Source organism: Microbacterium schleiferi (genome assembly GCF_038150145.1).
Classification (GTDB): domain Bacteria; phylum Actinomycetota; class Actinomycetes; order Actinomycetales; family Microbacteriaceae; genus Microbacterium; species Microbacterium schleiferi_B.
The window spans coordinates 59,724-70,991 of record NZ_JBBWSA010000014.1 but is presented as its reverse complement, the minus strand read 5'-3'; the positions used below and the strand labels follow the sequence as shown (position 1 = coordinate 70,991).

At 66.5% G+C, this 11,268-nt stretch carries 9 protein-coding genes; 1 reads left to right on the top strand and 8 read right to left on the bottom strand.

Annotation, left to right across the window (positions count from 1 at the left end; translation table 11 throughout):
• Positions 1-25 precede the first annotated feature (25 nt).
• The 4 genes from AADH62_RS13945 to AADH62_RS13930 are packed head-to-tail and all read right to left on the bottom strand — an operon-like array spanning position 26 to position 4,608.
• The gene (locus AADH62_RS13945; protein WP_341580026.1) at positions 26-679 is read right to left on the bottom strand and encodes a thymidine kinase; all 654 of its coding nucleotides are present in this window, start codon (positions 677-679) and stop codon (positions 26-28) included.
• Positions 680-711: 32 nt separating this feature from the next.
• The gene (locus tag AADH62_RS13940; protein WP_341580024.1) at positions 712-2,187 is read right to left on the bottom strand and encodes a malate:quinone oxidoreductase; all 1,476 of its coding nucleotides are present in this window, start codon (positions 2,185-2,187) and stop codon (positions 712-714) included.
• 52 nt (positions 2,188-2,239) lie between these two features.
• Complete coding sequence (locus AADH62_RS13935) at positions 2,240-3,310, bottom strand: aspartate-semialdehyde dehydrogenase (protein ID WP_341580023.1); 1,071 nt, start codon at positions 3,308-3,310, stop codon at positions 2,240-2,242.
• Between the two features lie 11 nt (positions 3,311-3,321).
• Positions 3,322-4,608 carry an aspartate kinase gene (locus AADH62_RS13930; RefSeq protein WP_228178037.1) on the bottom strand — a complete coding sequence of 429 codons (1,287 nt, stop codon included), beginning with the start codon at positions 4,606-4,608 and terminating at the stop codon, positions 3,322-3,324.
• Between the two features lie 161 nt (positions 4,609-4,769).
• Between AADH62_RS13930 and AADH62_RS13925 the strand changes: the two genes are divergently transcribed.
• A complete protein-coding gene (locus AADH62_RS13925) occupies positions 4,770-6,164 on the top strand; it encodes a threonine/serine ThrE exporter family protein (protein ID WP_341580021.1) in 1,395 nt (464 codons plus the stop codon).
• 24 nt (positions 6,165-6,188) lie between these two features.
• Here AADH62_RS13925 and recR read toward each other — a convergent pair whose 3' ends face one another.
• From recR to AADH62_RS13905, 4 genes are all read right to left on the bottom strand, one after another.
• Complete coding sequence (recR, locus tag AADH62_RS13920) at positions 6,189-6,782, bottom strand: recombination mediator RecR (RefSeq protein WP_228177993.1); 594 nt, start codon at positions 6,780-6,782, stop codon at positions 6,189-6,191.
• Positions 6,783-6,784: 2 nt separating this feature from the next.
• On the bottom strand, positions 6,785-8,899 hold the full coding sequence (locus AADH62_RS13915) for a DNA polymerase III subunit gamma and tau (protein ID WP_341580020.1): 2,115 nt from the start codon (positions 8,897-8,899) through the stop codon (positions 6,785-6,787).
• 66 nt (positions 8,900-8,965) lie between these two features.
• The gene (locus AADH62_RS13910) at positions 8,966-10,525 is read right to left on the bottom strand and encodes an AMP-binding protein (protein ID WP_341580019.1); all 1,560 of its coding nucleotides are present in this window, start codon (positions 10,523-10,525) and stop codon (positions 8,966-8,968) included.
• A 135-nt stretch (positions 10,526-10,660) separates the two neighbouring features.
• Positions 10,661-11,266, bottom strand: a complete 606-nt coding sequence (locus AADH62_RS13905; protein ID WP_341580018.1) for a TetR/AcrR family transcriptional regulator — start codon at positions 11,264-11,266, stop codon at positions 10,661-10,663.
• Between the last annotated feature and the right edge of the window lie 2 nt (positions 11,267-11,268).

Here is an 11,268-nt window from a genome sequence, read left to right as displayed (position 1 = left end):
CCTAGGCCTCCGCGGACCGAGGGGCTCAACGACCGTCGATGCGCCCGCCTGACTCGCGCAGATAGCACTCGGCGCACATCGACTCGTACGTGACGCGATCGGTCGAGAGTTCGTCGATGGCTACCTGATCACCGTCGAAGACGAACCTGCCGCCCACCAGACGCGCGTTGAAGATCGCCTTTCGACCGCACCGGCAGATCGTCTTGAGCTCCTCAAGCGAGTGCGCGAGTTCGAGGAGGCGCCGCGATCCCGGGAACGCGTGGGTGCGAAAGTCAGTGCGGATGCCGTACGCGAGCACCGGAACACCATCGAGCACCACGATCCGCAGCAGATCGTCGACCTGCTCGGGAGTCAGGAACTGCGCCTCGTCGATGAGAAGACACGCGACATCCGGTCGCCGATCTTCGGCTTCGGGAACGAGCGCTTCGTGCTCGCGGCGGACCAACCGTTCGCGGTGATGCGCGAACAACGCCCGGAGGTCGGCGACCGGCGGGATGAGGAAGTCCACGGGTCGCGTCACACCGAGCCGACTCGAGATGTGATCGGCTTCCTTCGTGTCGATCGCGGGTTTGGCCAGGAGCACGTGCTGACCGCGCTCCTCGTAGTTGTACGCGGCCTGCAGCAGGGCGGTGGACTTTCCGGAGTTCATCGCTCCGTACCGGAAGTACAGCTTTGCCACGATCGGATCTCAGCTCGGCGACAGGGCGAGCGTCACGCCTTCAACGCGAGAACACTCGCGGTCTCAGCGAGGCACTGCTGCGCGGCATCCGGGTTGCCGTTCAGGTGCGTACCGTAGCTCGGGATGAGCTCGCGGAGCGTCCCCTCCCAATCCCCGATGCGGTCGGGAAAGCTCGTCTTCAGGATATTGAGCATGATCGACACTGCCGTGGAAGCGCCCGGCGACGCACCGAGGAGGCCTGCGATCGTGCCGTCAGCCGAACTCACGACCTCGGTGCCGAACTGCAGCACCCCACCCTTCTTCGGGTCTTTCTTCATCACCTGTGCGCGCTGACCGGCGTTGAGGAGCATCCAGTCCTCGTCCTTCGCAGTCGGCATGAACGTGCGAAGGCTATCGACCTTGCGCTTCTTGTTCTTCAGCAGCTCGCTGATCAAGTACTGGATGAGGCTGGGGTTGTCGATCGCGACCTTGAGCATCGGCCACAGGTTGCCGGGACGCACTTGGGCGATGATGTCGAACACCGAACCGCGCTTGAGGAACTTAGGGCTGAATGTCGCGAACGGCCCGAACAGCAGCGAGGTCTCGCCGTCGACGACGCGAGTGTCCAGGTGCGGCACCGACATGGGCGGCGCGCCGACGGATGCCTGCGAGTAGACCTTCGCGCGGTGTTGCGCGACGAGGGCCGGGTTGCTGGTCTTGAGCCACTGCCCACCGATCGGGAAGACGCCGTAGCCCTTGATCTCGGGGATGCCGGACTTTTGCAGGAGCTTGATCGCCCACCCGCCAGCGCCGACGAACACGAACCGTGCTCGCGTCTTGCCGGGCGTCCGGCCGACCTGGTTGCGCCACGACACCTCCCAGGTGCCGTCTTTCAGCTTCTTCAGCCCTGTCACCTGCCGGTCGGTCACGACCCGACCACCGCGGTGCTCGAGATTGTCGAACAACTGCCGCGTGAGGGCACCGAAATCGACATCCGTACCCGCGGGAACACGGGTCGCTGCAAAGGGCTCATCGCTCGCGAGACGCTTCTGCATGAGCAGCGGTGCCCACTGGTTGATCACGCGGGAGTCTTCGCTGTATTCGATCCCGGCGAACAGCGGCTGCGTCTTCAGCGCCTCATAGCGACGCTTGAGGTAGGCGACATCCTTCTCGCCGCGCACGAACGTCATGTGGGGCGTCGAGTTGATGAACGTCGACGGCTCGTCCAGGATGCCGCGCTCGACCAGCGACGCCCAGAACTGGCGGCTGAGCTGGAACTGCTCATTGATCGAGATCGCTTTCGCCGGATCCACACTGCCGTCGGGTGCCGCCGGCATGTAGTTCAGCTCGCACAGGGCGGCATGCCCCGTACCGGCGTTGTTCCAGGCGTTTGAGCTTTCCAGGGCGACATCGCCCAGCCGCTCATAGACCTCGATGGTCCAGTCGGGTTGGAGTTCGGAGATGAAGGTGCCCAGGGTGGCGCTCATCACACCGCCACCGATCAGCAGGACGTCGACGGGTTCGGTCACCGGTCAAGTCTACGGGCGGCTGGGACGATGTCTCGACGTCGAGACATCGGGATCAGACGCCGGCGCCGAGGCGCGCGGCGACCAGCTCAGCGATCTGCACCGCGTTGAGCGCCGCACCCTTGCGGAGGTTGTCGTTGCTGATGAACAGCACGAGTCCCTTGCCTTCGGGGGCCGACTGGTCGGCGCGGATGCGTCCCACAAAGCTCGGGTCCTTGCCCGCGGCCTGCAGCGGGGTCGGCACCTCGTCGAGGCGAACGCCCGGAGCATTGGCGAGGATCTCCCGCGCGCGCTCGGGGGTGATCTCCCGCGCGAACTCGGCGTTGATGCTGAGCGAATGACCCGTGAACACGGGGACGCGCACGCAGGTGCCCGCAACGCGAAGGTCAGGAAGCTCGAGGATCTTGCGGCTCTCGTTGCGGAGCTTCTTCTCTTCGTCGGTCTCGTTCAGGCCATCGTCGACGAGGTTGCCGGCGAACGGGATGACGTCGAACGCGATCGGCGCAACGTACTTCTCGGGCTGCGGGAAGTCGACCGCCGACCCATCGTGCACGAGACGCAGGGTGTCGCCCTGGGCGAGCACACCCTCGACCTGGCCGAGCAGTTCCTGCGCGCCGGCAAGGCCGGAGCCGCTCACTGCCTGGTAGGTCGAGACGATGAGGCGCTCGAGCCCGGCTTCGGCATCCAGCACCTTCAGCACCGGCATCGCGGCCATCGTCGTGCAGTTGGGGTTGGCGATGATGCCCTTGACTGCCTGATCGATCGCGTGCGGGTTGACCTCGCTGACGACCAGGGGAACCTCGGGATCCATCCGCCAGGCACTGGAGTTGTCGATCACGGTGGCCCCCGCGGCCGCGAAGCGCGGCGCGTGCGCGCGGCTCCCGGTTGCTCCGGCCGAGAACAGGGCGATGTCGATGCCGGCAGGGTCGGCGGTGGCGACGTCCTCGATGATGACGGTGTGTCCGCCGAACTCCACAGCGCTGCCGGCGGAGCGAGCCGTGGCGAACAGCCGCAGCTCACCGATCGGGAACGAACGCTCCGCGAGAATCTCGCGCATGACGGTGCCGACCTGGCCGGTGGCGCCGACGACGGCGACGGAGAGTCCTGAATCGGAGATGCGGGTCATGGGAGTCGATCCTATCGGCCGGTGCCGGCGTAGACGGTCGCTGCGCTGTCGGCATCCAGCCCGTAGGCGGTGTGCACGACGCGTGCAGCCTCGGCGATGTCGGAACCGCGCAGCACGACCGAGATGCGGATCTCGGAGGTCGAGATCATCTCGATGTTGATGCCCGCGACGCTCAGCGCCTCGAAGAGCGTCGCCGACACACCCGAGTGCGTGCGCATCCCCGCACCGACGACCGAGAGCTTGCCGATCTGGTCGTCGTGCACGAGGCTCTCGAACCCGACCTCGCTCTGGTCAGCGGCCAGCGCCTTCAGTGCGGGCGCGGCATCCTGCTTGGGGAGCGTGAACGAGATGTCGGTGCGGCCGGTGGCGGCGGCCGACACGTTCTGCACGATCATGTCGACGTTCGCGCCCGACTTGGCGACGATCTTGAAGATCTCGGCGGCCTTACCGGGAACATCCGGCACGCCGATGACGGTGATCTTCGCCTGACCGAGGTCGGTGGCGACTCCCGCGACGATGGGTTCTTCCATGGTGACTCCCTCCGGAGCATCGGGACGGGACTGACCCGGACCCAGAACGTAGGTGCCCTCGCTCGAACTGAACGTCGAGCGGGCGTGAATGAGGACGCCGTGACGGCGGGCATATTCGACGGCGCGAATGTAGAGCACCTTCGCGCCGTTGGCCGCGAGCTCCAGCATCTCTTCGCTCGAGACGACGTCGAGCTTGCGGGCCATCGGCACCACGCGAGGGTCAGCGGTGAAGATCCCGTCCACGTCGCTGTAGATCTCGCAGACGTCGGCCTCGAGGGCTGCAGCGAGCGCAACAGCGGTCGTGTCCGATCCGCCGCGGCCGAGCGTCGTGATGTCGCGGGTGTCGCGGTTGAAGCCCTGGAAGCCGGCAACGATCACGATGGCACCCTCGTCGAGCGCCTCGCGGAGACGAATCGGGGTGACATCGACGATGCGGGCGGCGCCGTGCGTGGCATCCGTGATCATGCCGGCCTGGCTGCCGGTGAAAGAGCGTGCCTCGAACCCCATCGACGAGATCGCCATCGCCAGCAACGCCATCGAGATCCGCTCACCGCTGGAGAGCAGCATGTCGAGCTCGCGCGGAGCGGGAATCGGTGCGACCTGGCCCGCGAGGTCAAGAAGCTCATCGGTCGTGTCGCCCATGGCGCTCACGGCGACAACCACATCGTGACCGGCACGACGTGTGTCGACGATCCGTTTGGCGACGCGCTTGATGCTCTCGGCGTCGGCCACCGACGACCCACCGTACTTCTGGACGATCAGCGCCACATGCAACTCCCGGGATGACAGGCTCGGATGCCGAACCCAGCGACCCATTCTACGGAGGCGCACATGCCGAACACGTCATGGGGACTGTCGGCGCCAGGTAGCACCGGAACGCGGCACGTAGGGTGGACGAAGCCATCCGTGACGAACTGGGAGCTTCCGCCATGCAACGCCGGCGCCGCCTACCGAATCCACTTGGCCGCCTCTTCCGGATCTCCGCAGACGCCTATCCGGCGACCGAAGCGCTTCCGATCGTCGATGACGCCGCTGCGGTGCGCATCCTCGACTTCGCCGTCCGCTTGGGCGAGACGATGCTGGTGACTGGTGCTCCCGCCTCCGAGGTGACCTTCGCGATCGTGCGCGCCGCCGGCGCGTACGGTCTACATCCGGTGCACGTGGATGTCACATACAACTCGATCACTGCTGCCTATCACCGCAGTGGCGAAGACCGTCCGATCACGCTCTTGCGCGTCGTCCGGGCGGCGGCTCCCGACTACGAGAAACTGCTACGACTGCAGGCGCTCCTGAACGAGGTCACGAGCGGCCTTGCGTTGCCGGAGTCACGAGCGCGCCTGACCGGGATCCGACGAACACCTTTCTCCCATCGACCGATCATCGTGGTCGCAGCGCAGGGCCTGCTCGCCGTGGGCGTTGCGATCATGTTCGGCGGCAATCCCGTTGTCACGGTTCTCGCGTTCTTCGCTGCAGCCCTCGCCGCGCTCACACAGTTCGGTCTCGCGCGGGCACGGGTGCCGTTCTTTTTCAGCCAGATCACCGCCGCCGCAGTCCTGACGCTGTTCGCATCGCTGGCTCCCGCGCTGGCTGGAACAGGCCTGCCGGGCGCCGCTGACGCACGCCCCTCCGTAATCGTCGCCTCAGCGATCGTGTTGATGCTCGCCGGCCTCACCGTCGTGGGAGCAGCCCAGGATGCGATCGACGGGTTCGCCCTCACCGCATCGGGACGCATCCTGGAACTGACCACTCAGACGCTCGGCGTTGTCATCGGCATCCTGGTGGGGCTGCAGGTCGCCAGTCTTGTCGGGCTCACCGTCGATCCTCCGAGCGAGGCCCTCCCCCTCGGCGCGATCCCGCTGCAGTTCCTGGGGGCAGCACTGATCGCCGTATCGGTGGCGGTCATCAACGGCTCAGGGATGCGGATCATCATCGTGAGCGCGGCACTAAGCGTCGCGGCCTGGACCGGCTATCTTCTGGCGTCGCTTATCGGCCTCGACACCGCCGCAGCAAGCGGCGTGGGCGCCCTCGCCGGCAGCTTCATCGGCATCCTGCTCGCCTACCGACTCCACGTGCCGTCGGTAGCCGTGACGGCGGCTGCCATCTTGCCGATGGTGCCCGGTGCCATGGTCTTCCGGGGCCTGCTCACGCTGGTGCAGTCAGGTGAGGACCCGGCTCACATGCTCGTGGGGTTCGGGACACTCGTGAACGCCGGAGTGATCGGTATCGCACTGGCTGTCGGCGCATCACTGGGCATCTACCTCGGGCAGCCGGTGCGGGCGACCCTCACGAGTGTCATGAACGCGCGCGCCCGGTTCCGCATCTGAGAAGCCGGGCTCTGCTGACTCGACTCAGATCGAGCGACGACCCTCGAAGGCGCGACCGAGCGTGACCTCGTCGGCGTACTCGAGATCACCACCGACCGGCAGACCCGAGGCGAGTCTCGTGACTGTGATCTGCAGGGAGGTCAGCAGGCGCGACAGGTAGGTCGCTGTAGCTTCACCCTCGAGGTTCGGGTTGGTGGCAAGGATGACTTCCTGAACCGTACCGTCGGCAAGTCGCTGCATGAGCTGCGCGATGCGCAGATCGTCGGGACCGACACCCGCGATCGGGCTGATCGCCCCGCCGAGGACGTGGTAGAGCCCGCGGAACTCGCGCGTGCGCTCGATCGCCGCGACATCCTTCGCGTCCTCGACGACGCAAATCAGCGTCTGGTTGCGGCGAGGGTCGCGGCAGATGCTGCAGCGATCCTGCTCCGATACGTTGCCGCAGAGCTCACAGAACCGAACCTTTTCCCGCACCTCGGCGAGCACCTGCGACAGTCGCGACACATCGAACGACGGGGTCTGCAGGATGTGAAATGCGATGCGCTGCGCCGACTTCGGCCCGATACCGGGAAGCCGACCGAGCTCGTCGATGAGGTCTTGGACGATGCCGTCGTACATGCTCAGCCGAACCTCGTGGGTGATGCGTGCGGTTCTTCACGGATGAAGCGCGCCCCCAGCAGCTGGCGCACCACCGCCTCCCCGTAGCGCTGCGTTCCGTCGGGAGCCCGGGCGATCCGCTGTGCGACGACAGGCGCCTGCTCGGGGGCGACATCCAGATCGACACCCTCGCTGTCATCATCGTCGGCTGAGGGCTCATCAGCATCGAGGACGTCGCCCTCCCGGGGAGCCGGAAGCTGCACAGCGAGACCGACCGGCGCATCCTCGGGCTCGTCATCGACCGCGAGAGAAGGCGCAAGGACCGCGGTCGGCGCTTCGGACGAAGGGATGGGGGCGACCGCCCAGTCCGTCACGGCGGGAGCTGCGGCAGCCGCTGTCGTTCCGCCGCGAGGCTGCGCTGTCGTTCCGCCGCCACGAGGCGGGGCCGGCGTGCCGCCTCCGGGCTGTGCACTCGCGCCGCCGCCGGGCTGCGGCGTCCGGGGCGCCTCGCCCGGGCCCGGCCCGCCACTAGGCCCGCCGTCTGAGGGGCCTGACGAGTCCGAGGGTCCGCCCGCGGGGTCGTGCTTGGCAAGGTACTTCACCCGGATGCCGAGAACCTGCTTGATCGCGGTGCGAAGATCTTCGCTGGGTCCTGCGCCGGCAAGAAGATGCTTGAACTTGGCGACGTCGGAAGCGTTCGCGAACGTGAGGGTGAGCACGTCGCCCGAGAAATCGGCAACTGTCGCGACAGACACCAGCAACCATGACGAGCGACTGATGCCCTCCAGCGCGGCAAGTACCGCAGCCCACTGCTCCCGAACCACGCCCAGCGTCACCGGCTCGGTCGGTGGCGCGGGAGGCACTGTCGCAACGCTCGTCTCCGAAACGCTCGCTTCCGTAGGCGCGGGCGAGGAAGTGGGAGCAGCAGGGGCCGGAGCAGCGGCGGGCGCCGGGGCAGCAGCGGCCGCAGGGGCAGGGGAAGCAGCTGGAGCGGGTGCCGGGGCAGCGGCCGCAGGGGCCGGGGAAGCAGCTGGAGCGGCGGCGGCCAGCGCCAGAACGCGCGCGCACATGAGCTCGAGCTGCAGTCGCGGTGAGGTGGCACCGGTCATCTCGTCGAGCGCGGCGACAACGACATCCGCTGTGCGCGAGAGCCGTTGAGCGCCGAACCGGTCTGCTTGCGCCGACATCCGCTGGAGGTCTTCGGGGGATGCGCCGCGTAGCACTGCTGCGGCGCCGTCCCCCGTCGCGGCGACGACGATGAGGTCGCGCAGCCGTTCCAGAAGATCGTCGACGAAGCGGCGCGGGTCTTGCCCGGTCTGTACAACCCGGTCGACGGCGGCGAAGACGGCACCGGCGTCGGATGCCGCGAGCGCGTCGACGATCTCGTCGAGAAGCTCGGCATGCGTGTACCCGAGAAGTGCGACCGCGCGTTCGTACGTGACGGCGCCTTCCGAGCCCGCGATGAGTTGGTCGAGCAGCGACAGCGTGTCTCGCGGGGACCCGCCGCCGGCGCGGACGACCAGGGGCAGCACACCGGGATCGACGACCACGCCCTCGCTCTCGCAGAGCGAGCCCACATACTCGAGCATCGCCGCCGGCGGGACGAGTCGGAACGGGTAGTGGTGCGTGCGCGACCGGATCGTGCCGATGACTTTCTCAGGCTCGGTCGTGGCGAAGATGAACTTCACGTGATCGGGAGGCTCTTCGACGAGTTTGAGCAGGGCGTTGAATCCCTGCGGCGTCACCATGTGCGCCTCGTCGAGGATGAAGATCTTGAACCGATCACGTGCGGGTGCGAAGACGGCGCGCTCCCGCAGATCGCGTGCGTCATCGACACCGTTGTGGCTGGCGGCGTCGATCTCGACGACATCCAGGGATCCCCCGCCGCCGCGTCCGAGCTCGATGCAGCTCTCGCACGTACCGCAGGGGGTGTCGGTCGGTCCCTGGGCACAGTTCAGGCACCGCGCTAGGATGCGCGCCGAGGTCGTCTTGCCGCACCCGCGAGGCCCGGAGAACAGGTAGGCGTGCCCGACGCGGTCGCCCCGCAGCGCGGTCATGAGCGGTTCGGTGACCTGACTCTGCCCGATCATCTCGCCGAACGCCTCGGGGCGATACCGGCGGTACAGGGCGGTGGTCATTCGTCCAGCCTAGGGCGTGGTCACGACATCGGGTCAGCGGCCTGCGGCAGGACCGTGGCCACCCCGTCAGAACAAGCGTTCGCGAAGCTCCCGACGAAGAATCTTCCCCGATGCGGATTTGGGAACCGCGTCGCAGAACTCGACGCGCCGCACGCGCTTGTACGGGCTGACGTGGGACGCCACGAACTCCATCACGTCGTCCGCCGAGAGCGAGTCCGGTTCGCGGATGACAACGAACGCGACCGGGATCTCTCCGACGTCGGACTCGGCCAGCCCGATGACCGCCGCGTCGGCGATTTGGGGATGCGAGAGCAGAACGGCTTCGAGTTCGGCTGGTGGTACCTGGTAGCCCTTGTACTTGATGAGCTCCTTCAACCGGTCAACGACGTAAACGTTCAGATCTTGGTCGATCCGAACGAGGTCGCCGGTGTGCAAGAAGCCGTCGGCGTCGAGGGACTCGGTGGTCGAGTCAGGGTCGTTCACGTACTCGATCATCACGTTCGGTCCGCGTACCCATAGTTCGCCGGGGTCGCTCAGACCTTCCGTGGGAATGTCGACGGGTTTTCCGTCCAGACCCACGACGAGGTTGTCGGTCCCCCCGACCGGAGTGCCGATGCTGTCGTGAGGCGCCTGTTCGCCAGCTCCGACGAAGTGAGACACCGGGCTGAGTTCGGTCATCCCGTACCCCTGTCTCACACTTACCCCGAGTCGTTTCTCGACGGCGGCAGCCAGGGTGTCATCCATGGGAGCGGCACCCGAGAACACATCGCGCAGGCTCGAGATGTCGACGTCGTCGACGGCTTGGTGCTTCGCGAGAGCCACGGCGATCGGTGGCGCGATGAACGCGAAACTGGCCTCGTGCCTCTGGATGAGCGAGAGGAAGTCGTCCAGATCGAACCGGGGCATGGCGATGAGGGTTGCGCGGCGACGGAGCACGAGATTCACGAGCACCGTCAAGCCATAGATGTGGAAGAAGGGCAGGACGCCCATGACGGTGTCGGTGCTCTTGACGCCGATGCGGTCTTCGATTTGAAGCACATTGGCGACGAGGTTGCGGTGGCTTAGCCGCACTCCCTTCGGGTGTCCCGTCGTCCCGGACGAGAACGGCAGCACGGCGTCCGCGTGAGGTGGGGCCCAGGTGGTGAGCCAAGCGGTATCCGCGGATGCATGGGCGAGATCGTGCGCGTCGAGCAGCATCTCGCTGTCGGTGACGGCTGCGGCGACCGCTTCGCGAGTTGCGTAGGTCGAGACGGCAAATGTGGCCTTCGAAGCGCCGAGCTGACGACGGATTTCTTCGGCTGAAGCCAGTACGGGAATGGGTGAAACGGTCGCGCCGATCGCGCCGATCGCGTGGAAGATGATGACGAAGTCGGACGAGTTCGGCACATTCATGGCGACCACGTGACCGGGCCGAACGCCCTTCGCGTGGAGCGCTGCCGCGGCCGAACGCACGCGCCGAAGCAGCTCGGCGTAGGTGAGTGCTGCGCCGGTCGGCCCATCGATGATCGCGACCTGGTCGCTGGCGCTTCCGAGCGCGGCAGGGCCTGTCGGGTCGCCGAACAGAAACTCCTGCAGCGACACGTCCGGGATGTGGGGGGTCGGGTGCGGACTGTGGATGAGAGTCACGATGAAGACTTCCTCGTCTTTCGGTGAATGCGGGGCCGGCGCGATGAGAGTACGTCCGACAGTGCATCGACGATAGGCCCAAAATAGCTCACACGCAATATTTTCGACGAGCGACCCGGGTGCAGCCGGTGATGTCTACTCGGTCGGGGTGCCCGTCTGGCGCCCTCGCAGAAGCCTCACGTACGCGAGGAAGGCGCCATGCGCGTCGACCGACTCATCCAGTAGCCACTGCAGCTGCAGGCCATCCATGATGGCCGCGAGCAGGATGGCGGCGTGGTCGGGATCGATCGCCAGGTATTCACCCGAGGTTGCCGCTGTGGCGAGTTCCTCGGCGAACTGGCGCCTGATGCGTTCATAGCGCTGCACGAAGAAGTGATGTGCGGGGTGGTCGCGACTGACGGCCTCGCCCGACACGGTCGTGAACACCTCGGTGATGGCGGGTTCGTCGAGAACCTGGTCAAGCAGGGACACGAGCGCGTCGAGTAGGCCGATGCCGTGAATGTTCGCCTGTTGGGCGCTGTGCTCAAGGTCGCGCTGCTCGAGGACGGCGATCAGCAGTTCGTCCTTTGTTGCGAAGTGGTGACGGAGCCCTGTGAACGTGATCCCGGCCTCCTCGGCGATACCCCGCATGGATGAGCCGTTGTATCCGAGTTGAGCGAACACGCGCCGCGCGGCCGCGAGGATGTTTGCGCGTTGCGCGACGGACTTCGCGTACGGTCCTCGAGCTTGCCGTGCTGTCACCC